The organism is Paenibacillus sp. FSL H8-0548 (assembly GCF_038630985.1).
GTDB lineage: Bacteria > Bacillota > Bacilli > Paenibacillales > Paenibacillaceae > Pristimantibacillus.
Genome location: NZ_CP152049.1, coordinates 5,325,662 through 5,350,413, shown reverse-complemented (window position 1 = coordinate 5,350,413; position 24,752 = coordinate 5,325,662). Strand labels below are relative to the sequence as shown.

Here is a 24,752-nt window from a genome sequence, read left to right as displayed (position 1 = left end):
GGATGGCAAGAATGGTGGAAGATAACGGCTGCCAATCTTTTAAATTGAAGTAGCATAAATTCAATCACATACAAATGACGACGTAGAAATAAAGACCTCTTTATTTCTTTTTTTTATGGACAGCTGTAAGAAAATACAAAAAATAGGAGTGATTTCTTTGAGGAAAGTAATAAAAAAACGCAATGTTGCATTTTTAGGAACGAGCCTGCCAAGGGAATGTGGCTTAGCAACTTTTTCCCAGGATCTTATGGATGAGCTCGGACGGCTGCATGACTTTAACGCTCCTCGGATGATCGCGGTTAATAATAGCAAGTCGTATGCTTATGGGAATCAGGTTATGACACAAATCGACCAATTTAATCGTGCGGATTACACCAAGGCTGCAATAGAAATCAATCATTCAAATATCGATTTGGTCGTTATCCAGCATGAGTTTGGTATTTATGGAGGCGAGAGCGGCGATTTTGTTTTGGACTTAGCGGAGAAGCTGTCTGTGCCGTTTATCGTGATTTTTCACACTATATTAGCGGAGCCTAGTCCGAAGCAGCGCTTGATCATGAAGCAGCTTTCTGATTTGAGCTTTAAGATAATCACAATGTCACAAAGCAAAGTACAGGATTTACTTGAAATCTATAACATCGACGAAGAGAAAATTCAAGTTTTTCATCACGGTGTTCCTATGGTGGAAACGAAATCAAGAAACGAGCTGAAGGAGCGCTACGGTTATAGCAATCGGCCGATTCTCTCAACATTTGGTTTTTTAAGCCCAGGGAAAGGAATTGAATACGCAATTGAAGCAATGAGCGGTGTTGCTGCAAAGCACCCGGAAGCATTATATATCGTTTGGGGTAAAACTCATCCGGTCGTCAAGGAAGAGGTTGGGGAGGTTTATCGGAATAAGCTGATGGATCTGGTGTCGAGCCTAGGTCTCGGGCATAATGTGGCTTTTGTCGATAAGCATTTGACGCAGGAGGAGGTTGTCGAGTCTCTTGTACTATCAGATATTTATATGACACCGTATTTGGGGAAGGACCAGGCGGTAAGCGGGACGCTAGCGTATGGAATCGGATATGGCAGAGTTATTATTTCGACCCCCTATCGCTATGCTGTAGAGATGCTGGCTGACGGACGAGGACTGCTGGCGGATTTCCATAATTCAGCTTCTTTGGAGCAGCATATATTAAACGTGCTGGATCATCCCGAATTGAAGGAAGAGATGGAGAGAAAGACACAGGAGCTTGGAAGCACGATGATGTGGAATGAAATAGCGAAGTCTTATGCAGAGCTCTTTCGTGAAACGATGTCTGCCAGTTACGTGTTAAAAGGGAGTGCGATTTAATGTATAAAACGATAGCTATGCCGCTTGTAACCGATTATTTGTATAGCCTGACTGATGATACTGGAATTTTTCAGCATACAAAATTCGGCATACCCGATCGAACAAAGGGTTATACGTCAGACGATAATGCAAGAGCACTCATTGCAGCGGTTATGCTGTACAAAAATAGGAGAGATGCTGAGAGCCTGAAGCTTATCCATACTTACTTGTCATTCCTCCATCACGCTCAAAATGAAGATGGCAGCTTTCGCAATTTTATGGATTATAACCGTACATTTATGGAACAGTTAGGCTCAGAGGATTGTCTAGGCCGATGCTTATGGGCGCTTGGATTCACGTTGTCGGAAGCGTCTGTACCTGATAATTTGCAAAATACATGTCGGTATATGATCAATCAGGCTCTTCCGCATGTGAAAGGTTTAGGCTCGCCTAGAGCGATGGCCTACACGGTTATCGGTTTGACTTATATGCTGGAAACGCCGCAGTCTTTAGCTTATAAGTTTCCTTATGCAAGCAAGGAAGTAAAGGACCCGGATTTCCTGCCCAAAACTGTGATCGTTTCGCTAGTTGATGAGCTTGCGATGAGGCTGCATACGCAGTATCAAGGCAATAAAGGAGAAGGATGGAACTGGTTCGAGGACAGTATCACTTATGGTAACGCAATGCTGCCATGGGCGCTGTTCAAAGCTTCGCGTATCGCACATTCTGATTTATTTCTGGAAACAGCCAAAGAAAGTTTGGATTTTCTAGCATCCATTACTTTTGCGAAGGAGGGCTACTTCAAACCAGTTGGCAGTGATGGCTGGCTTGTGCGTGGCGGGGAAGCAGCTTTGTATGATGAACAACCAATTGAAGCTTGTGAAATGCTGCTTGCTTGCATGGAGGCATACGAAACGCTCGGAGTAAATCGATATCTGGACATGGCCTCCTCCTGCTATGCATGGTTTCACGGTCGAAATTCACTCTATGAATCGTTAATTGATCCGCAAACGGGCGGCTGCTATGACGGCATACATGCCTCTGGCTTAAATTTAAATCAAGGCTCTGAGAATATTGTGTCTTATTGCATGTCTCATATGGTGCTGCATCATGAATAAATTTGCGACGATTCTTGCAGGCGGCGGCGGAACCCGTTTCTGGCCCTTGTCTCGGCAAGAGCTGCCGAAGCAGCTGATTAATATAAGCGGAAACGATATTATGCTCAATGATACGATTGAACGGTTTAACGGTGTTATTCCGATGGAGAATACGATTGTAGTCACCAATCGTACTCAAGCAGTGCTGCTGGAGAGCATTATGCATAAGAGTGTGCAGCATGCAAACATTTTAGTAGAGCCTGTTGCCAAGAATACGGCGGCGAGCATTTTGCTGGCTGCGCTCTTTATTGAGAAAAACCACGGCGATTCATTGATGGTCGTATTTCCATCCGATCATCATATTACGGAAGAAGAGAAGTTTAAGAAAACGTTAGACGATGCCTGCCGCATTGCCATGGAAACGAACAAAATTGTGACAATTGGCATCAAGCCGACTTTCCCTTCCACAGGCTATGGCTATATTTCGTGCAAAAGCGATGCTTTTTTAGCGAAGCCCTGTCCGGTCTATGAGGTAGCTGAATTTGTAGAGAAGCCAAACTTCATTAAGGCGCAGTCCTATCTGGCCTCGGGTCATTATTTATGGAACAGCGGCATGTTCATCTGGAAAACCTCTTGCATTATAGAAAATTTCAAGAGATTTCTGCCAAGGTTGTATAAAACGATGCTCCCATTAATTGAGTATATCGGTACGGATGCGGAAGAAGAGATGATTAATGAAATTTATCCTTTGCTGCAGAACATATCGATCGATTATGGCATTTTAGAGCGTTGTGATGAGGTTGTAGTCATTGAAGGCGATTTTGGCTGGAATGATATTGGGAGCTGGGATGCGCTTGGCGCAATTTTTCCTCCGGATGAATTCGGCAATATCGTCAAAGCTAATTATCTCGGTATCGAGACGCGTAATTCTATCATTTATGGAGAAGAGCGTTTAATAACGACCATTGGGATTGACGGTCTTATTATAGCGGATACTAAGGATGCGCTGCTCATTTGCGCTAAGGATAAAGCGCAAGAGGTAAAGGAAATCGTCAAGATGCTCAAGGATAAGGGAATGCAGGAATACGCATAAGAGAGGCTTTTACCCCATGATGAAATTAGAATGGATTACGAAAACATGCAAAGAGCTGCTGCTAGAATATCAACCTGCTGCAGTTAAAGGAAAAAAGCTTCATTTTGCCGGAGTTGGTGATCGAGATGTTTATAATATTACGGCACCGTTTTTCAACGAAGGCGAGCTGTATATAGCCGGGCGGGTAGAAGAGAGAAATTCGGAGGAGTCCGAAATTGTTTTTTTTACGTGCAAGGATGAGGTTTGGACTCCAAAGTGGGATTTGCCGAAGTTTCAGCTGCAGGACCCTTTTATAACGAGAATTAATGGGGAATGGATATTGGGCGGGGTTGCTCTATATTTTGATGAGGAGCCTGTGCGGTCAATTATTGGCTGGAAAACGGTGCTGTACCGAGGAAGAAATCTGCATGAGCTGGTGCATGTTGCATCGGGGCCTTGGAATATGAAAGATATTCGATTAACGGAGCTATCGGATGGTTCTATAGGTATTTTCTCGCGGCCCTTTGGCGTTGAAGGCACAAGAGCGGTTATTGGCTTTAGCATATTGGACTCGTTCGAGGAGCTGTCTGAAACTGCGATTATTAAAGCCCCCTTGTTTCGGGATCAATTTCTGAAGGATGAATGGGGAGGCGCTAACGAAATTCATTTGCTCAAAAATGGATTCCTTGGCGTATTAGGACATATTTCGTATACGGATGAGGAAGATCAGCTGCATTACCATGCAATGTCCTTTGTACTTAATCCTAAGACGAGAGAAAAGTCGGCTGTCAAAATCATCGCAACACGCAGCGACTTTCCCGAAGGCCCAGCGAAACGGCCGGATCTTGTGGATGTGATCTTTAGCGGCGGCTTAATTCGTGAGCCGGGTAACCGTGCTGTGCTGTACGTAGGGGCCAGCGATACAGAAGCTCACTACATTAATATTGAGGACCCATTTTCAGAATTCGAATAATACGAAGAAGCCTTGCTGAGTGTAGCGGGGCTTCTTTTTTTTGAAATATAGGAAAGTAGATCCTTTCGTCCTACTTTCTCTATATTTCTCCGGAATGAAACGCGCTGGCGCCGCCAAGGGACGGCGATAGCCGTTTCACCTTGAAATATAGGAAAGTAGATCCTTTCGTCCTACTTTCTCTATATTTCTCCGGAATGAAACTCGCCGCGTCGCCAAGGGACGGCGACAGCCGTTTCACCTTGCTACGCTTACGGGACGGTTCAGGCACTCGCGCAATTATCGCACGATGATGATGAGAAATGCAGGGTAGGATATTGGAAGTTGAAAGTAGTGTACTTTGTGCAATAGAAACTGGAGAATAGAGCGACCTGAAGAGCTACGTTGTACAAAATACAGTAGATTCGCGTGTTATTGGACTATTTTGCTTTCATAGGTGTGCATCTGTTGTAAAAACTACATTGTACGCCGCTTGAAGCTGCATTTTAGTTGATTTGATTGTAGAAAGTGCAATGTCAGGTCTGTTGATTATCCAAGTATTGGGATAAGGGAAATGTGCCCATTTGTTGGGAATGTGTGTGAATAGATCTATTTATTAGATCTATTTTAGCGTTTTAAGCTCATTTGGCGGATATAGATCTAAAAATTAGACCTATTTCATCGCAGAGCGGGCATAATGTGCCCATTTGTTGGGAATGTATGTGAATAGATCTATTTATTAGATCTATTTTAGCGTTTTAAGCTCATTTGGCGGATATAGATCTAAAAATTAGACCTATTTCATCGCAGAGCGGGCATAATGTGCCCATTTGTTGGGAATGTGTGTGAATAGGTTAATGACCGCGGCTGGGCAAACGTATCCAAACGCTCGATCCTTCCGTAAATGCGATCCTTGACCATCAAAAAATCGGGATTGTCTACGAAAGGGATGACCTCTTTTCAAATCACATTCCCTGTTACTGGATAACCAACAGGTTTGGTGCAATGTAGAGGTGCAGGAATGTACTATATAACTTGAACTTAAAAAAATGATGATTTAGCGAAACGAGAAGATCGTTTCTCCAGAAACGAAGTGTTCGCCTTTGCAGCTTTATTCTGACCTTTAAAGGTTTTAGGAAATCAAAGCATCTGGCTGAAACCGCGACCCTTCAGAAAGATCTGCTCGCGCAGCGCTCAAACCATAAATGTTTAGTTCGACTCATAGAGTTAGCCCAAAAAGGATAAAGCATCAGAAAATTTCTGATTGCTCTATCCTTTTTGTAGTTTTTATCTACTATGGATTGCTAGGAGCCGCACAGGAAAGACGCTCGATAAACTTCGTATCAATGCTGATTTTCACCTTCATATCGCTCTCCTGCGCAAGCTGAGAGATGATTAGGTCAACAGCGACCTGCGCGATTTTATCCTTGTCCACATGAATGGTTGTGAGCTCCGGCGTAATAATTCTTGCTTCGGATATGTTGTCGAAGCCGATGACAGAGATATCCTCCGGTATGCGGAAGCCTAATTCGGTTAAGGTCTTGACGGCACTAATAGCGATATAGTCGCACTCGCAAAAAATTGCGCTGGGCATAGGCTCACCGCTGCTAATATAAGCCTCAAGCTGCTTCTTCATCTCCGGCTGCGACGAAAGAATAGTGGGAGCAACATGGAAGACATGCTCCTCTGCTATAGCCAGTCCATATTCCTTAAGCGCTAGTCGGAAGCCTCTCTTGCGAGCATTAAAATTATGAATGCGGACGTCTGAGGCCATATAGCCAATTGTCCGATGGCCTTTTTCATATAAATACTTGCCGGCTTGATAGGCGCCCATTTCATTGTTGATTTGAACAAAGTTGATAGGCAGCGTGTCGAAGCAGGTATCTAGAACAACGAGATGAGGCAGCTGATCCGCGATGAATTCGATTTGCTGCCGATCTAAATTTGTGCCAAGCAGGATAACGCCATTATCTTTATTTTCCTCCTTGACCGTCTGCATATTGTTCTCCAGATCGTTGATATCAGCAGCAGAAAACCGAAGGGAGTAGCCATTCAAGCGGCAATGCTCCTCAATGAAATGGATAAGCTCTCGGAAGAAAGGCTGCTGATAATAGTTTTCCAGCACAATGCCTGAGTTGTTTAATACGAGAAACAGCAGCGTTTTTACCGGTTTATCCGGAAGTGAAGCTTTAGGCTTAAATTGATAGCCGTTCTCTTCAGCGATTCTAATGATCTTCTCACGGGTTTCAGCGCCAATTCCTGGCTTATTGTTAAGCGCGAGGGATACAGCTGACTTCGATACTTCAGCCAGTCTTGCGATATCATCCATTTTCACGGCTAGTTCTCCATTCATAATTTATAATCATCAAATTCAGTTTGTGGTTTAGTTAGTTTAGTTTACTATGAACGGCTAGTGTTTCGCAACAAATAACTAAACGAAACTAAAGTTTAGGTATAAATCACCGCTAAATCGGAGTTTATGAACTAAATATTTAGTGTTGACTGAACTAAACTACGGTGATAGGATGATTAATAAGATCTAATCGCTATTATAATAAATTGAATCTGATATTTGTTTAGTTTTATTTTAGTTTTTTTATCTAAAATTAGTTTAGTGGTATTTTAATGGGGGCGAACATAATGAAAAAGCTGAAGCTGGGATATGCACCAACGCGTCGTTTTGTATTTAGTGAAGAGGATGCTTTTAAGTACAAGGTCATGATTCGAGAGAAGCTGGATTCATTCGGCATGGACATCGATATCGTCGACCTGGAAGGATTAAATGAAGAGGGTCTCCTATATAACGATAATATTGGCGCAGATAAAATTATTGAAAGGTTTCAGCGCGAGAAGGTAGATGCGGTGTTCTTCCCTCACTGCAACTTCGGTACGGAGGATACGGTTGCACGGGTGGCTAAGGCTTTAGGAAAGCCAACCTTGTTATGGGGACCGCGGGATGAAGCTCCGCTAGAGGATGGCATGCGTCTTCGTGATACGCAGTGTGGCTTGTTCGCTACAGGGAAAATTTTGCGCAGATTCAACGTTCCCTTCACCTATGTAACGAACAGTAGAGTAAACGATCCAGTGTTTGAAAGGGGCTTCAAAAACTTCATTTCTGCAGCGAATGTTGTGAGTAAGTTCCGTACGCTGCGAATTTTGCAAATTGCACCGCGTCCGGCCTCCTTCTGGACGATGATGGTAAATGAAGGCGAGCTGCTGGAGCGGTTCGGTATCGAGGTATATCCCATAACGCTGATCGATATTCAGAGAACTACAGAACGGATTGAGAAGCAGAACGGCTCTGAACTGCAAGAGGCGATTATTTATATAAGGGCGATGCTTGATGTTTCTGAAGTTACGGAGGCTGCTGTCAAGCGTGTTGCAGCACTTAAGGTAGCGATGAAGAAATATGCGATAGATACAGGCAGCAGCGCGATTGCGATTCAGTGCTGGTCCTCGCTTCAAGATGCAATGGGCATCATGCCTTGCCTCGCTAATGCACTGCTTACAGATGAGCAGATTCCGGTTACATGTGAAACTGATATTCACGGAGCCATTACTTCGGTGATGGTGCAGGCTGCGGCGATGAATCAAGCACCTACTTTCTTTGCAGATTTGACGGTGCGCCATCCTGAAAATCCAAACGGCGAGCTGTTGTTCCACTGCGGCAACTTCCCAGTCTCCTTATCTGTAGAGGATAAGCCCAAGCTGCGCCATCACTTTTTATTTGATGATCATGCACCGGGCACGCATGAAGGTGAAATTAGAGGCGGCGATATGACGCTGGCGCGCTTCGACGGCGATCACGGCGAATATTCATTGTTTCTAGGTAAAGCGCGTGGGATTCAAGGTCCGTATACTAGAGGCTCCTATGTTTGGGTAGAGGTTAACGATTGGCCGCTATGGGAAGAAAAACTCGTTAAAGGCCCTTATGTCCATCATTCTGTAGGCATTCATGCCAATGTGATTCCTTCCCTTTATGAGGCTTGCAATTATATTCCTGGACTGACACCAGATCCAGTCGATCCAACGGAAGCTGAAATTAGAGCATGGCTGAGAGGAAGTGTTTAAGATGAGTACCGTAACAGAGCTTAAGCTAAAATCATTACAAATTCGCGCAGATCTTCTACGTTTAATTCATAGCGCCAAAATGGGCCATACAGGCGGCTCGCTTAGCAATACCGATATTTTAACGACATTATATTATGAAATTATGAAGCATGATCCGTCACGTCCGAAATGGGCGGAGCGGGATCGCTTTATCGCAAGCAAAGGACATTCGGTTGAATCATTATGGTGTATACTTGCTGATCTCGGTTATTTTCCGAAGGAGGAGCTTGCTACGTATTGCCAGTTCGGAACGAGATTAATCGGCCATCCGAACAATAAGGTGCCAGGCATAGAGATGAATACGGGGGCGCTTGGACATGGCCTCGCGATTTCTGTAGGGATGGCGCTGGCGGCCAAAAAAGACAGCAAGGCATATCGCGTGTTCTGTTTAATGGGCGACGGCGAGCAGGCAGAGGGCTCCGTGTGGGAAGCAGCGATGGCGGGCGCACATTACAAGCTTGATCATTTGATCGGCTTTGTCGATCGCAACCGGCTGCAAATTAGCGGAAATACGGAGGATGTCATGGGCATCGATCCGCTTGACCGCAAATGGGAGGCATTCGGCTGGCATGTGAAGCAGGTGAATGGGCATGATTTCGACGAGCTGTTGGAGACGCTGCGGGCAGTTCCTGAGCAGACCGGCAAGCCGACGCTCATTATTTTAAATACAACTAAGGGCAAGGGCGTATCCTTTGCTGAAAATCAACCAGAGTGGCATCATCATGTACCGAATGACGAGCAGCTAAGGCTAGCAATAGGGGAGCTGGAGGCAGCGAGCGCTGCAATTGCAGAAGCTGAAGAGGAGCGTGGCATGAATGGCTAACAACATACCTAACCGTCAAGCAATGTGCGAGGCTCTAATCGAGCTCGCTCAGGAGGACAGAGATATTATGGTGCTGGCGAGTGATTCGAGAGGCTCGGCGGCTATGGCGCCATTTGTTAAACAGTTTCCAGAGCAGTTCGTTGAGACTGGCATCGCGGAGCAAAATATTGTCGGCATCGCAGCAGGTCTTGCCCACAGCGGCAAAAAGCCGTTCGTTACTTCACCGGCTTGTTTTCTAAGCATGAGAAGCATCGAGCAGGTTAAGGTAGACGTTGCCTACTCAGCTACAAATGTGAAATTAGTCGGCATTAGCGGCGGGGTTAGCTATGGCGCGCTTGGCATGTCGCATCATTCCTTGCAGGATATTGCGGTAACAAGGGCGATTCCTGGCTTAACGATTATTTTGCCGGCTGATCGTCACGAGACTCGCAAGATGACGCAGGCGTTAGCTAAGCACGAAGGCGGCACTTATGTTCGGATCGGGCGAAATCCGGTTGAAGACGTGTATGAGTCAGACGATTATGATTTCCAAATCGGCAAGGCGGTCGTCATGAAGCAGGGCAGCGATGTAACGCTAATTGGAACGGGAGAGACGGTGCGCATCGCGCTTGATGCCGCCAAGCTGCTGGAAGAAGCGGGCATCGGTGCGCGCGTCCTTAATATGCATACGATTAAGCCGCTTGATGAAGAGGCGATAATAGCTGCTGCTAGGGAAACGAAAGCTATCGTTACGCTTGAGGAGCATAGCATATTCGGAGGACTTGGGGCGGCGGTAGCGGAAGTTATTTCGACGAATCATCCTGTGCCGCTTCGTATTCTTGGCATTCCGGATGAGCCGGCGATTGCAGGGAAAACAGCCGAAATATTTGCCCATTACGGGCTGACCGCAGCGAATGTCCTGCAGCTTGCAACCGAGCTGGTCAAAGCCAAGGCGGAGCAGAAATGATGAAGGAGCAGCCTTCGCAAACGGCAAAGCAAGACTCGAATGCTGCAAAGTATTTGTTAACAATCGATCAAAGTACGACCGCAACCAAAGCGATGCTGGTTGATGAAAACGGCAGTATCACTCAGCAGCTAGCCATTTCTCATCGTCAATATTATCCGCAGGATGGTTGGGTTGAGCATGATCCTGTTGAAATCTATCAAAACGTAAAATCAGTAATTCGTGGTGTTATAGCACAGGCAGGCCTTGCTCAAGAAGCGATTGTCGGCATAACATTCACGAATCAACGAGAAACGGCTTTAATATGGGATCGTGAAACAGGAATCCCGATCGCAAACGCAATTGTATGGCAATGCCGCCGGACTGCTAATTATTGCGAGCAGTTGAAAGCCGAGGGCTTAGAGCAGCAGATTCAGCATAAGACCGGGCTGCTGCTCGATCCCTATTTCTCTGCGACAAAATGGCGCTGGCTGCTCGATCATGCTGGCAGTGAGCTTCCGCTGGAGAGGCTGATGGCAGGGACGATGGACAGCTGGCTCATTTGGAACCTGAGTGGACGCCAGATTCATGCTACCGATTATAGCAATGCAAGCAGGACTCAGCTCTTTAATATTGAAACTTTACAATGGGACGAGGAGCTAGCGAGCTGGTTTGGCGTACCGCTGCAACTTCTTCCCACAGTATATGGCAGCGATTACATTTATGGATATATCGATGATCCAGAACTATTTTCAGCTAAAATACCGATTACAGGAGTTATAGGGGATTCACAGGGTGCCTTGTTTGGACAGCAGTGCACTAGTACGGGCATGGCGAAGGGGACCTACGGAACAGGAACCTCTGTGCTCATGCATGTTGGCTCCGATATTGTACGCGCAAAGGGCGGCTTAGTGTCCGCTATCGCTTGGGGGCTTGAAGGCAAGGTAGAATACGCACTGGAGGCGATCATTCATTGCTCGGGCGATTGTCTCAACTGGGCGCGTGACCAGCTTGGGCTTTACAGTACTTTCGAGGAGCTTGAGGAGAGCGTAAATAAGGCTGGAGACAGCGGAGGCGTATATTTAGTCCCAGCCTTCGTTGGCTTAGGCGCGCCACATTGGCATCCGCGGGCTAGAGCAGCTATCGTCGGCTTGAATCGCTCGTCTGACCGCCATCATATTTTGCTGGCTGCGCTGGAGAGCATTGCCTATCAGGTGGATGATGCCGTCAAGCTGCTGGAGCAGCAAACCGGCATTCCACTGCTGGAGCTGCGGGTGGATGGCGGCGCTACTGCCAACAGCAGGCTGATGCAATTCCAAGCTGATTTACTCGCTGCAAGGGTCGTTTGCCCGCAAGCTGCCCAGCTGTCTGCGCTTGGTTCAGCTTATATAGGTGGAATGGCTTTGGGACTTTGGAGCCGCGAGATGATCGCAGGTTTCTATAGAAGAAATCGTGAATACGAATCCAATATGAAGAAGCAGGAAAGAAAGCGACGCGTTGCAGGCTGGCAAGCTGCTGTAAATGCTGTTCTTGCTAACGAAGCAGCGCTTCAAGAAAAGGGGTAAATAAATGAATTTTCCATATCAAGTGCCAGAATCCAAAAAAATCCGTCTTATTATCAATACCGATGCCAAAAATGAAGCGGATGATCAGTATGCGATAGCCCATGCGCTTCTTACTCCTAGATTTAATATCACGGGCATTATTGCAGCTCATTTTGGAACGAGAATCGATACCTCTATGGAGGAGTCGTTCAAGGAAATCAAAAAAGTGCTGCAGCTTATGGACATGGACAATGACATTAGCGTATATGAAGGTGCCAAGGCAGCGATGACAGATGAGCTGACTCCAACGTCATCCGCCGGTTCAGATCTTATTGTGCGTGAAGCGATGAAGGATGGCGAGCTGCCGCTATATGTCATTTTCCTCGGTCCACTGACCGATCTGGCTGCCGCTTATTTGCAGGAGCCGCGTATTGCGGACCGTATGACAGCCGTATGGATCGGAGGAGGCCCTTATCCGGAAGGCGCGGGGGAATTCAACTTGGAAAATGACATCGCTGCTGCCAACGTCGTGTTTCGCTCTCCGATCCCGCTTTGGCAGGTACCGCAAAATGTATATAAAATGCTGCGAGTAAGTCTTGCGGAGTTAGCGGTAAGAGTACGGCCGCATGGAGAAATTGGACGTTATTTGTTCGAGCAGCTGGTGGAATTTAATATGCATCCTGACCATTCGCCGAGATGGCCGAAGGGCGAAATGTGGATGCTGGGTGATTCACCGGCAGTCTCGCTGCTCATTGATGATCAGGAATTTGATTATGATATGGTAACTGCGCCACATATTACCTCCGACATGCTTTACGAGCCGCAAGAAATCGATCGGAAAATTCGGGTGTATCGCTCCGTCGATGCAAGGTTCACGCTGGAGGACATGTACGCCAAGCTTGAATTATTTAACGCCAGCTCCAAAAAAGGGGGTTAACTAAAATGACCTTGTCAATTGTGGAATGCAAAACAGAATACTCGATAAATCCGATTGGCATAGAGGCGATCAAGCCAAGATTGTTTTGGAGGATAGAAGCGAACGAGCGCTCAGCGGTGCAGACGGCGTATCAAGTTCTGGTTGCCAGCTCTAGTGAGCGTTTGGCTGCGGATCATGGTGATGTCTGGGACAGCGGAAGAGTGGAGTCGAGTGAATCGATTCAGATCGAGTACGCAGGCAATCCGCTTCTGGCTGAAGGGAAATATTATTGGAAGGTTCGGGTTTGGGGCAAGCAGCAGCAGCCTTCCGAGTGGAGTGCGCCTTCTTACTGGACGATGGGCCTCTTAAGCAGAGAAGGCTATAAGGGGAAATGGATTGGCCGCAAGCTGGACCCAGCCCACAAGATGCAGCATTCTCCGCATTTGCGCAAATCATTTACGCTTAAAGGCAAGGTGCGCCGCGCATATGCCTACGCGACTGCGCTTGGCTTGTTCGAGCTTCATGTGAACGGGAAGAGGATTGGGGATTACTTTGCCCCGGGCTTTACTGACTACAACGTCCGTACACAGGTGCAGGCGTATGATATTTCCGAGCTTCTTACCACGGGTGACAATGCTTTTGGCGTAATCGTAGGCGATGGCTGGTATGCGGGAACTGTTGGTTTTCTAGGAGATAAGGTATATGGCGAGCGTCCTTTCTTCATGATGCAGGTCAATGTAGAGTACGAGGATGGCAGCAAGGAAAGCGTCGTAACGGACCATACATGGAAGGCTAATAAAGGCCCGATTTTGTATTCCGACTTTATTATGGGTGAGGCCTATGATGCGCGCCTTGAAATCAATGGCTGGGATACAGCTGGTTACGACGATGCTGACTGGGAAACCCCGGATGTTCGTTCGGGCTATAACGGCAATCTAGTTGCGACGAATGAGCCGCCAATTGTTATAGCAAAAACATTAAAGCCGGTTAGTTTGAAAAAGTCGGCCGCAGGAACTTATATTTATGATATGGGTCAAAATATGGTTGGCTGGACGGAGCTTAAGGTATCTGGTGAGCGTGGCACGACGGTTACGATAAGCCATGCGGAAATGCTTAATCCGGACGGCTCCCTCTATCTGGACAACTTGCGTGTTGCCGTTCAGCAGGAGCATTATACACTGAAAGGCGATGGAGAAGAGCGCTACGAGCCTCATTTTACATTCCACGGCTTCCGCTACGTAGAGCTGATCGGATATCCAGGCGAGCCGGATTTGGAGACGATCATCGGCAAGGTCGTTCATTCGGATACGCCGGAGACCGGTTATTTGGAAACGTCCAATGCGATGGTCAATCAATTGTATTCGAATATTACTTGGGGACAGCGCGGCAATTTCTTATCGGTGCCAACAGATTGTCCGCAGCGTGATGAGCGTCTTGGCTGGACCGGGGATGCGCAAATCTTCGCTCGTACAGCATCGTACAATATGGATGTGGCTCGATTCTTCAACAAGTTCGTATGGGATATGATCGATTGCCAGCAGCCTTCGGGCGCATTCACCGATGTTGCACCAGATGCGGGCTGGATTCGCCACAAAAACTGGAATACGCGGCTAAATTGGTTTGCACCGGACAATGCGGGCTGGGGAGATGCCGGCGTTGTTATTCCTTGGACGCTTTATCTGATGTATGGAGATACAAAAATATTGGAAACGCATTATGAGGCGATGGCCAAATGGGTCGAATATTTGCGGATCAACACCGATAATCTCGTTCGGCCAGCTTATGCAAACTACGGAGATTGGTTGTCCATAGACGCGGATACGCCAAATGAAGTGCTGGCAACGGCTTACTTTGCTTACAGCACGAAGCTGCTTGGCCTCATTTCGGGAGTTCTTGGCAAGGATGTGGAGGCTGGTAAATACGCGGAGCTGTTCGAGAGTATTGCAGCAGCTTTCCGTACTGCTTTCGTAAGGGAAGACGGCGTTATTCATGGAGAGACACAAACGGTTTATGTGCTTGCGCTGCAATTCGGCTTGTTGACCGAGGAGCTTCGCTTGAAGGCGATTGAGCATTTGACGGCGGATATTACGAGTCGCGGCAATCGCTTAACGACTGGATTCCTTGGCGTCGGTTATTTATTGCCGGCATTGTCCGACAATGGCCAGCTTGACTTAGCCTACAAGCTGCTTACTCAAGAGGCATTCCCTTCCTGGATGTATTCCATTAAGCATGGAGCGACGACCATATGGGAACGCTGGGATGGCTGGACCGAAGATAAAGGATTCCAAACGCCGCAAATGAATTCCTTCAATCACTATTCGCTGGGCTCCGTCGGCGAGTGGATGTTCCGTTATATGGCTGGTATTGATGCGGATGCATCAGCGCCTGGTTTCCGCCATGCGATCATCCGTCCACAGCCAGGTGGAAACTTAACCAGCGTGAAGGCGAGTTATAATTCGCTGTATGGAATAGTAGACGTTGCTTGGAGCTTGGAGCCTGATGGCGCCTTTAAGCTTTCGGTTGCTATTCCGGCCAATACAACAGCAACGGTGCATATCCCGGGTCAGGTGACACATCTGGATGATGCGGCATATGAAGCAGATCAAATGAGCAGCGGCATTCAGTCTCTAGTGCGTGAGAGCAGCGAATCCGTCGTTCAAATCGGGTCTGGGACGTACACGTTCCTTAGCCAAATCACCAAGGTGTAATTATAAAAGCAACATTAATCAGATAGCTGACCACCCAAGCTCCGCCTCCTTCAAGGTAGAGCTTGGGTGGTTTTGGCTATAGGAGGGCTCATTATCCCTATTCGCACCGTACTCTTGTTCAGTTACTTTATCATCATTTTGGTGTGTATCACCTTGGTCGGCTCGGTTTCCTTCTATATCTCCTACAAAACGATGGGACGTCAAGCCGAGTCCACAAGCTCTCAGCTCGTACAGCAAATCGAGAAAAATATGGATAATGATTTCCACAGCAAGCGGAATTTGTTGCTTGCTTCGTATAACGATCCGAGCTATGTAGATGGTATTAATCGATATCAGGATATGAGCAATAAGGAGCGTTTTGAGTTTCGCCAGCGAATCGGAGATTTGTATTTAAAAAGCTTCTATGTAACGCCAATTCGTGATTTTATCCGGTTCCATATTTATTACAGCACGGGTGAGCTTCTTAGTGCATCCGATGAAAGTGGAATGAGGAATGCCTCGCAGGTTCGCAATTCGGAGTGGTTTCGTTCTGCTGTAGCCCAAAATGGTGAAGTGTTCTTTAGCAGCCTCATACCAGAGACGGAACGCTCAGAAACGGAAGAAGCGGCCTATTTCTCGGCTATTATGATTCGCGATTTCTCCAATCCTGATTTATTTATTATCGTCAGAGCGGAGTACCGATCGGAGCTGTTTAACAGCATTGGCCGCAATGATGCACTCTCTGCTAAAAGCAGCATTCTTATACTCGATGAGGGCAATCGACTCGTCTATGCTTCAGGTGATACCAATGTGGCAGAGTTAAATCTAACCAGCAAGGTAAGCGGCAGCAAGGGCAAGCTTTGGCTTGAAATAGATGGTGAGGAGCGGTTGGTTTCCTATACGGCCTCCAGCTATTCGAATTGGAAGGCTGTGCTTGTCGTTCCCAAAAGTGATATATTCGGCTCTTTGGACATTATTAAAACGACTGTAATTTTCACTGCATGTATCGCATTTGTTATTACGCTGCTCATTTCAATCCTGTTTGGCCAACGCATTACAAAGCCAATCCTTCATTTGTACAAATCGGTAAATCGGATGAAACGCGGAGATTTCTCCGCAAGGGTAGAGGTGAAGCGAAACGATGAAATCGGTAGAATCGGCATGAATTTTAACGCGATGCAAGAGGAATTGCAAAATCTGATCGAAACGAAATACGTGAATCAGATCAAGCTGCAGGAAGTCGAGCTGGCGATGCTTTATTCTCAAATCAATCCTCATTTTCTCTATAACACTCTAGACAGCATTCGGGCAATGGCTGATTATTACCGCGTGCAGGAAATTGGTCAAATGGCAGAATCGCTTGCGGATATTTTTCGCTACAACACAAGGAACAAAGACGAGGTCGTTACCCTTCAGGAGGAGCTGGTGCAAATTGATGCTTATATGAGCATTCAGCGCATCCGCTTCGAGGAGAAAATAGAGTATGAACAGCTGATTGAGGAGGAGCTGTACAGCTTCCCACTGCTCAAAATGACGCTTCAGCCGCTAGTAGAAAATGCTGTATTCCATGGCATTGAACGCAAGCGCGGCAAAGGAAAAATTACGGTTGCGGTCAAGCGTGAAGGCGACAAAGTAGCGCTGTCCGTTTTGGACGACGGGGTCGGCATGTCGGAGAAGCATCTAGCAGAAATTCGAAATACACTGAGGCCGCCGCTACAGCAGGATCACATGGTGTCAAACTCAGCTCGGATGGGCATCGGTATTCAAAATGTGTTTTCCAGATATAAAATTCGGTTTGGTGAACAATTTGAGTTTGAAATCAACAGCAAAAAAGGCGAGGGAACCGAGATTAAACTGCTTTATCCAAGCGAGTCGGGACCCATGATCGAATAAGTAAGAATATTAAACATAACAAGTCATTATTATGAATTTGTTCATCGGAAGCGCTTCCATATAATGAGGATGTAAGTGATTACTAATGAGAGGGTGTCGATGAATGAGAAACATGAAAGCGGTTTATCTGATGATGGTATTGGTACTAGCAGCACTGACTCTGGCAGCATGCGGAGGCAATAACGGAAATAATAACAATCAGGCTGCTGCGACGGATGCACCTAAAAACACAGCTGCAGCAGAACCGACTAAAGAGCCGGTGAAAGACCCCGTAACCTTGACCTTCCTTATTCCCAATACGGATGATGTTACGCCATACACGCAAATTTTTAAAGATTTTGAAGCAAAGACAGGCAATAAGGTAGAGGTTCAAGCGCTGCCTGGCGGCGATTACGACAATATGTTGAAAACACGCTTCTCGACCGGCGACTTTCCTGATGTTTTCCTAATGCAGCCGGGAACGAAGCAGTATGTAAAGCTAAGAGCTGACGAAACGCTGTATGAATGGTCAGGCGAGGCTGGCGTTTGGGATAACGTTATTGAATCAATTACAGAGTTCCAAAAGGATGCAAACGGCAAAGCCTTCGGCGTACCATTTGGCAAAACGGGCATGATGGGTGTGTTCTACAATAAGGATGTCTTTGCGAGTGCAGGCGTAGAGCCGCCGACCAATTACGCAAATCTTATTGAAATTGCGAAGAAGCTGAAGGATGCGGGCGTTACTCCATTCTATGAGGGCGTAAAGGATGGCTGGCCGACGCAGGTGTTTTATTTGACGGGCTGGGTGAGCCAGGTGGATCAAGAGGTTGGAGATGAGGGAGTTCAGCAGCTTAATGTCAACGGATTGAAGCTTTCTGAAATCGCAGCACTTAAGGATTTGTTCGTCAAATCGAAGGAAGTTAAGGACCTAGGCTTATTCCAAAAAAATACACTTTCAGGAACCTTTGATGAATTGCAAAACGAGCTCGGGGAGGGCAAGGTTGCTATGGCTTTCATGCTTGATGGCATTCTGCCTCAGCTGGAGAAAAAGTTTGGCAATGATTTCGTCAAAGAAAAAATCGGATTTTTCCCATTCCCATCTACTACGGATACGGGTACGGCAATGATTACGCCACCTAATCAGCTGATGGTTCCGTCGAAAGCCAAAAATCTAGAGGCAGCGAAGGAACTTGTGAAATTTATGATTTCGAGCGAGAGTGTCAATTCCTTCTACAAGATGCATCCAGGTATTCCGATCTTCAAGGGAGCAACAAGCGAGCTTTATCCGAGTCAGATTACGGTACAGGAATATATTGATGCGGGCAAATCTAAAGTCAATGTGCAAAATCGTCTGACTGCATCATTCCTGGATCTCGGTAAAATCCTGCAAACGTTCCATATCAGCGGAGACGTAGATGCTGCGATCAAAGAAATGGATACGAACTACGTCAAGGATGGCAAATCGAAACTTCTAGAAGGCTTTGAATAAGATTGCTTAACATTTAGATGGATGGAGAATCGCTTCGCGTCAAAGCTGTCAGGGCGCGAAGCGGCCCTCTTCCTTATCGGAGCAGAGGTGAGTCTGATGGAGAAAAGTAAATACCCGCTTTATTTTTCCTTCCCAGCAATAATCGTTTTTCTAGTTTTCTTTATAACGCCTACGGTCATTGGGTTCTATTACAGCTTTACGGATTGGAATATTAATGCAAGCTCAATCAAGTTTAATGGATTGGATAATTACAAGGAGCTGTTTAACGAGCCGCGTTTGAAGCAGGCGTTTACGAATACGCTTATTTTTGCCGCCGCGGTAACGGTTCTGCAAAACGTTGCTGGTCTTGGGCTAGCACTGATCTTGAATGAAAAGCTGAAGCTTCGCAATTTGCTTCGCATGATCTTTTTTATGCCCTATGTCATTGCTCCATTAGTTATTGGATATATTTTCCGGGCTATTTATCATCCTGAGCACGGAATCGTAAATAAATTTTTTGATACTATCGGTCTTGATTTTATGATGCAGGATTGGCTCAATGATCCGAAGTTCGCTCTATTTACAATCATTATTACCGACATCTGGCGGGTAGCCGGCTTTTCCATGGTCGTTTATTTGGCGGGCTTGCAGTTCATTCCGAAGGATCTGATCGAGAGCGCTTCGATTGACGGTGCCCATTATTGGACGCGGTTCAAGCATGTCGTATTCCCGCTGCTCGCTCCTGCTTTTACGGTGAATATACTGCTGGCTATGATTGGTTCAATGAAGGTGTTTGAAATTGTTATGGTGCTTACCGAGGGGGGACCCGGCTATACGACAGAGGTGTTCTATACGTACATTCGCAACACGTTTAGCTCGGGGGAAATGGGCTATGCAACGGCAATCAATATGCTGCTGTTCGCTCTTGTGACGCTAGTCGGCGTTCCTGTGCTCATGGCGATGAAGAAAAGGGAGGTCGAGATGTAATGAGGAAAAAGCTTTCTCCCTTCGCGCTGGAAATTTTAGCAATTGCTCTTGCTCTCTTGATTCTAATCCCGTTCTTCATGATCTTCGTCAATTCCTTTAAAGGGATCAGGGAGTCCGCGCTGTTTGGCTTATCGCTGCCTTCAACGTGGGAGTTCAGCAATTACAAGGATGTATTTAAACAGGACAATATTTTGCGCGGCTTCAAAAATAGCTTTCTCTTATCGGCTCTTGTGGTTGTATGTGTGAACTTGTTCGCCTCCATGGCGGCGTTCGTCATTCAGCGGCGCGGCGGAAAGTTTTTGAATGGTGTGTACATGGCCTTTATTATGGGCCTTATCGTACCGGTATCCATTATTCCGACCATTCGGCTGATGGATGTTCTGCATATAAAAGGAACTTATTTCAGCATTGTGATGTACTACACGGCAGTACTGCTACCGTTCGCGGTCTTTCTATTAGTAGGGTTTATCAAATCCGTCCCACGGGAGCTTGATGAAGCAGCAATTCTAGAGGGCTGCGGTTACTTCCGTCTTTATCTGAAAATAATTCTGCCATTAATCAGCACGGTGCTTGTGACGGTGTCGATTGTCGTCATCGTATCGGTGTGGAATGATTTCTTCGGTCCCTTCTATCTCGTTACGGACAGTACGAAATGGACGATTGTACTGCAGGTATTCAACTTCGTTACACTGTACAGCACAAACTGGGGAATCGTATTCGCATTTATGATCGTTGTCATTACGCCAGTGCTCATCATTTATTTGTTCCTGCAGCGTTATATTATCGATGGTTTAACGGCGGGCTCGGTCAAAGGGTGATTTGGGGTGATGCTCGTAGCGAGGGGGCCTAACGAAAAAAATGAGACAGGTTATGATTGTCGATGATGAACGTTGGATTCGCAGAGGCTTGATTCAATCGATCCCATGGGAGGAGCTGGGACTTGCGCTTGCGGGGGAAGCGGAGGACGGTGAAGATGCCTACCATATGGCGTTATCCAAAAAGCCGGATCTGCTGTTTCTTGATATGCGAATGCCTGGTCTTGATGGCAAACAATTGCTTGCTTTGCTTAGCAAGGAACTTCCCGGACTGCTGACAATCGTGGTAAGCGGCTACTCGGATTTTGAATATACAAAGGAAGCGATTCGTCATAAAGCATTCGAGTATTTGTTGAAGCCTATTAAAAAGGATGAGCTTGCCGTTGTGCTAGGAAAAGCGCTGGCTGAGCTGGATAGCCGCGAGGCTGGCGAAGCGATTAAAAAGCAGGATAATAGAAGCAATTGGCTTTGGAATGTTTTGTTTGTAGGGGAAGGAAGCGTGGCTTTAGACTCGGGCAAGCTTGAAGCCCACTGCTGGCATGCTCAAAATGCTTTATTGCTGGTTGCGCAGCCAGATGTATATATGGAGCGGTGCGACTTGGTGCCGATCATGGAGCAATTACGGCATAAGCTGCTGCTGGAGCAATCGTTTTATTTTGGCGGGGATTGGGAGTTTATCGTGACGGCAGCTCCAGGCTGCCATGGAGAGCTGGTACTCTGTCTGCATGGCAGCCAGCTAGCTAAATCGGAGCTTCAGCGATTGTCTTCTCTGCTTCAGCAGATGCTGGGGCAGTGGGCTGGCGTGAGCCACAGCATAGCCATCAGCGAGCGGGTAGAGCAGTATTCCCTGCTTCCGCAGGCGTACAAGAAAGCGAAGCTGAGCTTGAATTTCAGAAGAATTGGCGAATTGGGAGTAGTCGTATTTGCTGGCGAAGGCACCGCTGCTGCTGCTGCCTATCCACGGGAGCTTGAGCAAGCTTTGCTTTTGAGCCTTCAACTGGGCAATGAAGAGCAAGCTCAGCATGCTTTTGAAAGCTTCTATGTCCATATTTCCAGGCCCAATATGACGGTGAATGATTTGGTGCGTGGAGCGACGATGCTCATACATGCGCTGGAGAAGCAGCTGCAAACGACGGATAGCACACTGGAGACGGCAAGCGGCCAAACATTGCTTGCTTATACGGAAATCATTCGGCAGCGCAGAGATGCGGCAGCTGTAAAGAGTTTATTTTCGGATGGGATATTGCCGGGGATGCTTGCTTTGCAATGTCCAGCAGCCGGGAAGCAAGGCGAGCAAATCGTGCGGGAAATTGTGAAGCTGATTGAGCTGCACTACGATCAGCCGCTCAGCCTGCAGCAGATTGCAGAGAGCCGCTTCCTCAATCCTGATTATTTGAGCCGCTTGTTCAAAAAAACGACAGGCAGCAATTTCGTCGATTATTTGACTGATGCTCGAATTGCAGGGGCGATTAAGCTGATGCGTTACCCGAAATATAAAAACTATGAAATTGCAAAGCGGGTCGGTTATGAGGACTATCGCTATTTTAGCCAAATTTTCAAGAAGAGAATGGGTAAGACGATTGGGGAGTACCGCGGCTCGCTGGAGCCTCAAATCATGCCATGACGAAGGAGAGATATAGAAGATGACGACTAGACAAATACCCGATACCCTAACGCTTGAGGATAGAGCCGGCCATGCGATGAATGCCATCGCCGGCATGGCGGATCGCGACTTTGATGATATTCCATTTTTTGCTGCCAATTTAATGACGGAGCCAGCCAATCTGACGCATGGTGATTGGGATTACGGCTCCTCGCACGGACGGATGGTCGATGGCATGATCTTGGCGCGTCATATGTCCGGAGAAACGTTTGGGGCAGATATTGAAGCCAAATACAGATCAAATCTGCTCTCCTTCTTCAGAGAGGATGGGCTTAGTTATAGGCAGAAGAACCCGCACCATAATTGGGAGGCAAACGCTAACTTTATCGATCAGCGCGCCGTAATTTTGTCGCTAACCACATGGTTTCTTTCTACAGGAGATATGGTTGTGAAGGAAGCGGCAGATAAGCACGTGGCGGCGCTGAAGCGCGTGGCGATCAAGGAGCGGGACGTCTGGTATTATCCTGCCTCTGAATATAAAGAGGGCGGCTGGCCGTCCTCGAATGCGATTTTGCTGAGGCTGGCACCAGACCCTGCGGCCTTTTGCGGCAGGCTGGTCATGCCGCTGCTGAAATATCACGAGCTGACCGGCAATGCGGATGCTTTTGAGCTTTGCCAGTTTTTCACTGCATTAATAGTGCAGCGCAGCGGCGTGTTCAATAAGGACGGAAGCTTTAATGATTCGCTTGCTTATCGTAGTGGACATTTCCATACCCGCCTTGGCACGCTCGATGCGCTTGCGAGATTCGGCGTATTTACTGGAGATGCCGCGCTTATCAGCTTTGTGGAGAAGAGCTACGCCTGGGCAGTTACACAGTGTACCGCCTTCGGCTGGACACCGGGCGATATGAAGGAGCAGGCTTATGAGCATGAAACCTGCTCGCTCGTGGATCTAATTTCCACGGGCATTACGCTGGCTCAGAGCGGCTATACGAAATATTGGGGTGTAGTCGAGCGCTATATTCGCAATCACTTGGCAGAATCACAGCTGCTGGAGATGGACTGGGTAAAGGAAACGGATGACCGATCGAAGGATGTTCCCGGTCTTATCACGTTCGAGAATATCGCGAAGCGGACAAGAGGTGCCTTTGCAGGCTATTCCGCACCCAATGATTTTTGCTGCAATGTGAATCATGGACGCGGGCATACGAATGATTTGCAAATCTGCTGCCTCGGCTCGGGAACGCGTGGTCTGTATATGGGCTGGAGCAATACGATTACCGAAAAGAAGGGCACAGTCAGCGTGAATTTCCTGCTTAATCGTGGCTCGACATGGCTCGATGTAGACAGCTACCTGCCGCATGAGGGCAAGCTAGTGCTGCATATACACCGCGATATTCCGCGGCTGCAGGTCCGCATTCCAGAATGGGCGGGCTATGCGAAGGTGACATTTGTTCGCGAGTTGGATGGCGAGACGACTTCAGGCAAAGGCAATGAGCCAAGCCGCTGGGTAAATGAGTGCTTCCTGCTGTTAGGTGCAGCGTCGGCAGGCGAGACCATTACGATTGAATTTCCGTTATCGAAGCGCACAACGATCGAGACCGCTATCGGACAAACATTTGAAACGAAGTGGCAGGGCGATGACGTTATCGGCATTTCCCCGCAGGGCACAAGCCATCCTTTCTACAGCGGCCGCAAGGTATACGATAAAGCGCCGCTTCGTGAGGGAGAGTATCGCCGCTTGGAGACGGAGCTCGTGTGGTAGCTGCAAAAGTGCAGGATAGGAAGAAAAGGATGTAAAGGATGTAATTAAAACGAGTAGTGGAAACAGAGTGATTGGACAAAACGTTTTAAAAGGAGGCGCTTTGCATGAGAACGGTGGTTGCGGTTTATACGGGCCAAGGTTTGTCAGATCCGCTAAAGGCGGTGTTTCAGGAGCTGCTGCCTGATGTTCGTCTCGTTAATATTATAGATGACAGCTTGATTGGAGATGTGGTGAAGGCGGGCCATATTCCGGCGGGCGTTACGAAGCGGCTGACTCAGTATTATGCTAATGGTGAGGAGCTCGGGGCTGACGTGATATTGAACACCTGCTCCTCCGTAGGCGAGGTTGCGGATGCGGCAAAGGGGAAGATCGGTATTCCGATTGTAAAAATTGATGAAGCGATGGCTGCTAAAGCGGTGGCTGAGTATGACAAAATCGCAGTGCTTGCGACGCTGCCTTCTACTTTAGAGCCGACCATGCGGCTGATTAGGAAGAAAGCAGATTTGGCAGGAAAAGAAATAACGCTAGTTGACGGACTTGCCGCAGGGGCGTTTGATGCATTAGTCAGCGGCAGGCCTGATGAGCATGACCGAATTTTGCTTGAAACGGCGAAGCAGGTTTGTGAGGCAGCCGACGTGCTGGTGCTGGCACAGGGCTCGATGGCTCGGATGGAGGCAGTCCTTCGCGAAGCGATAGGCAAGCCGGTGCTGTCTAGCCCACGGCTTGGTGTGGAGCAGGTAAAAGCCGTGCTTGAGCAGCTGGATGCAGAGTAGAGCAAAAAAATAGGCAACGAGATGGAGAAAG

18 protein-coding genes are annotated in these 24,752 nt (G+C 47.3%); 17 read left to right on the top strand and 1 reads right to left on the bottom strand.

Annotation, left to right across the window (positions count from 1 at the left end; all coding sequences use genetic code 11):
* Positions 1–157 precede the first annotated feature (157 nt).
* From MHI37_RS23175 to MHI37_RS23160, 4 genes are read left to right on the top strand one after another with little or no spacing between them, the layout of a single operon-like run.
* Positions 158–1,339, top strand: a complete 1,182-nt coding sequence (locus MHI37_RS23175; protein WP_256710555.1) for a glycosyltransferase family 4 protein — start codon at positions 158–160, stop codon at positions 1,337–1,339.
* Positions 1,339–2,436: a glycosyltransferase gene (locus tag MHI37_RS23170; protein ID WP_083676317.1), complete on the top strand. Its 1,098-nt coding sequence runs from the start codon at positions 1,339–1,341 to the stop codon at positions 2,434–2,436. Before MHI37_RS23175 ends, MHI37_RS23170 begins: the two co-directional genes overlap by 1 nt.
* Positions 2,429–3,508, top strand: a complete 1,080-nt coding sequence (locus tag MHI37_RS23165; protein WP_076337466.1) for a mannose-1-phosphate guanylyltransferase — start codon at positions 2,429–2,431, stop codon at positions 3,506–3,508. Before MHI37_RS23170 ends, MHI37_RS23165 begins: the two co-directional genes overlap by 8 nt.
* 16 nt (positions 3,509–3,524) lie before the next feature.
* Positions 3,525–4,460, top strand: a complete 936-nt coding sequence (locus tag MHI37_RS23160) for a DUF1861 family protein (protein WP_076337465.1) — start codon at positions 3,525–3,527, stop codon at positions 4,458–4,460.
* Between the two features lie 1,270 nt (positions 4,461–5,730).
* On the opposite strand, the gene MHI37_RS23155 is transcribed toward MHI37_RS23160, so the two are convergent.
* Positions 5,731–6,771 carry a LacI family DNA-binding transcriptional regulator gene (locus MHI37_RS23155; protein ID WP_179090233.1) on the bottom strand — a complete coding sequence of 347 codons (1,041 nt, stop codon included), beginning with the start codon at positions 6,769–6,771 and terminating at the stop codon, positions 5,731–5,733.
* 305 nt (positions 6,772–7,076) lie between these two features.
* Here MHI37_RS23155 and MHI37_RS23150 point away from each other — a divergent pair, with 305 nt between their 5' ends.
* The 13 genes from MHI37_RS23150 (at position 7,077) to MHI37_RS23090 (ending at position 24,721) form a co-directional block, all read left to right on the top strand.
* Complete coding sequence (locus MHI37_RS23150) at positions 7,077–8,507, top strand: L-fucose/L-arabinose isomerase family protein (protein ID WP_076337463.1); 1,431 nt, start codon at positions 7,077–7,079, stop codon at positions 8,505–8,507.
* A gap of 1 nt (position 8,508) precedes the next feature.
* Positions 8,509–9,369: a transketolase gene (locus tag MHI37_RS23145; RefSeq protein WP_076337462.1), complete on the top strand. Its 861-nt coding sequence runs from the start codon at positions 8,509–8,511 to the stop codon at positions 9,367–9,369.
* Positions 9,362–10,315 carry a transketolase C-terminal domain-containing protein gene (locus MHI37_RS23140; protein WP_076337461.1) on the top strand — a complete coding sequence of 318 codons (954 nt, stop codon included), beginning with the start codon at positions 9,362–9,364 and terminating at the stop codon, positions 10,313–10,315. Before MHI37_RS23145 ends, MHI37_RS23140 begins: the two co-directional genes overlap by 8 nt.
* Positions 10,312–11,856 carry a glycerol kinase GlpK gene (glpK, locus tag MHI37_RS23135; RefSeq protein ID WP_256710552.1) on the top strand — a complete coding sequence of 515 codons (1,545 nt, stop codon included), beginning with the start codon at positions 10,312–10,314 and terminating at the stop codon, positions 11,854–11,856. Before MHI37_RS23140 ends, glpK begins: the two co-directional genes overlap by 4 nt.
* A gap of 4 nt (positions 11,857–11,860) precedes the next feature.
* Positions 11,861–12,772: a nucleoside hydrolase gene (locus MHI37_RS23130; RefSeq protein ID WP_076337460.1), complete on the top strand. Its 912-nt coding sequence runs from the start codon at positions 11,861–11,863 to the stop codon at positions 12,770–12,772.
* 5 nt (positions 12,773–12,777) lie between these two features.
* Positions 12,778–15,459 (top strand): glycoside hydrolase family 78 protein, encoded by a 2,682-nt coding sequence (locus MHI37_RS23125; protein WP_076337459.1) that lies wholly within the window; start codon positions 12,778–12,780, stop codon positions 15,457–15,459.
* A gap of 66 nt (positions 15,460–15,525) precedes the next feature.
* On the top strand, positions 15,526–17,331 hold the full coding sequence (locus MHI37_RS23120; protein ID WP_144023704.1) for a sensor histidine kinase: 1,806 nt from the start codon (positions 15,526–15,528) through the stop codon (positions 17,329–17,331).
* A 103-nt stretch (positions 17,332–17,434) separates the two neighbouring features.
* Entirely contained in the window at positions 17,435–18,799 is a 1,365-nt protein-coding gene (locus tag MHI37_RS23115; RefSeq protein WP_076337457.1) for an extracellular solute-binding protein, read from the top strand.
* Positions 18,800–18,895: 96 nt separating this feature from the next.
* Entirely contained in the window at positions 18,896–19,765 is an 870-nt protein-coding gene (locus tag MHI37_RS23110; protein ID WP_076337520.1) for a sugar ABC transporter permease, read from the top strand.
* Positions 19,765–20,583 (top strand): carbohydrate ABC transporter permease, encoded by an 819-nt coding sequence (locus MHI37_RS23105; RefSeq protein ID WP_076337456.1) that lies wholly within the window; start codon positions 19,765–19,767, stop codon positions 20,581–20,583. The genes MHI37_RS23110 and MHI37_RS23105 overlap by 1 nt, the downstream gene beginning before the upstream one ends.
* Positions 20,584–20,623: 40 nt before the next feature.
* Positions 20,624–22,204, top strand: a complete 1,581-nt coding sequence (locus MHI37_RS23100) for a response regulator (RefSeq protein WP_076337455.1) — start codon at positions 20,624–20,626, stop codon at positions 22,202–22,204.
* Between the two features lie 19 nt (positions 22,205–22,223).
* Positions 22,224–23,948 (top strand): hypothetical protein, encoded by a 1,725-nt coding sequence (locus MHI37_RS23095; RefSeq protein WP_076337454.1) that lies wholly within the window; start codon positions 22,224–22,226, stop codon positions 23,946–23,948.
* A gap of 104 nt (positions 23,949–24,052) precedes the next feature.
* Positions 24,053–24,721, top strand: a complete 669-nt coding sequence (locus MHI37_RS23090; RefSeq protein WP_076337453.1) for an aspartate/glutamate racemase family protein — start codon at positions 24,053–24,055, stop codon at positions 24,719–24,721.
* Positions 24,722–24,752: the final 31 nt, after the last annotated feature.

Excerpts from the sequence above, each read along its gene's own strand:
- MHI37_RS23170 (WP_083676317.1), top strand. The coding sequence starts at position 1,339 with ATGTATAAAACGATAGCTATGCCGCTTGTAACCGATTATTTGTATAGC.
- MHI37_RS23165 (WP_076337466.1), top strand. The coding sequence starts at position 2,429 with ATGAATAAATTTGCGACGATTCTTGCAGGCGGCGGCGGAACCCGTTTC.
- MHI37_RS23160 (WP_076337465.1), top strand. The coding sequence starts at position 3,525 with ATGATGAAATTAGAATGGATTACGAAAACATGCAAAGAGCTGCTGCTA.
- MHI37_RS23150 (WP_076337463.1), top strand. The coding sequence starts at position 7,077 with ATGAAAAAGCTGAAGCTGGGATATGCACCAACGCGTCGTTTTGTATTT.
- MHI37_RS23145 (WP_076337462.1), top strand. The coding sequence starts at position 8,509 with ATGAGTACCGTAACAGAGCTTAAGCTAAAATCATTACAAATTCGCGCA.
- MHI37_RS23140 (WP_076337461.1), top strand. The coding sequence starts at position 9,362 with ATGGCTAACAACATACCTAACCGTCAAGCAATGTGCGAGGCTCTAATC.
- glpK (WP_256710552.1), top strand. The coding sequence starts at position 10,312 with ATGATGAAGGAGCAGCCTTCGCAAACGGCAAAGCAAGACTCGAATGCT.
- MHI37_RS23130 (WP_076337460.1), top strand. The coding sequence starts at position 11,861 with ATGAATTTTCCATATCAAGTGCCAGAATCCAAAAAAATCCGTCTTATT.
- MHI37_RS23125 (WP_076337459.1), top strand. The coding sequence starts at position 12,778 with ATGACCTTGTCAATTGTGGAATGCAAAACAGAATACTCGATAAATCCG.
- MHI37_RS23115 (WP_076337457.1), top strand. The coding sequence starts at position 17,435 with ATGAGAAACATGAAAGCGGTTTATCTGATGATGGTATTGGTACTAGCA.
- MHI37_RS23110 (WP_076337520.1), top strand. The coding sequence starts at position 18,896 with ATGGAGAAAAGTAAATACCCGCTTTATTTTTCCTTCCCAGCAATAATC.
- MHI37_RS23105 (WP_076337456.1), top strand. The coding sequence starts at position 19,765 with ATGAGGAAAAAGCTTTCTCCCTTCGCGCTGGAAATTTTAGCAATTGCT.
- MHI37_RS23100 (WP_076337455.1), top strand. The coding sequence starts at position 20,624 with ATGAGACAGGTTATGATTGTCGATGATGAACGTTGGATTCGCAGAGGC.
- MHI37_RS23095 (WP_076337454.1), top strand. The coding sequence starts at position 22,224 with ATGACGACTAGACAAATACCCGATACCCTAACGCTTGAGGATAGAGCC.
- MHI37_RS23090 (WP_076337453.1), top strand. The coding sequence starts at position 24,053 with ATGAGAACGGTGGTTGCGGTTTATACGGGCCAAGGTTTGTCAGATCCG.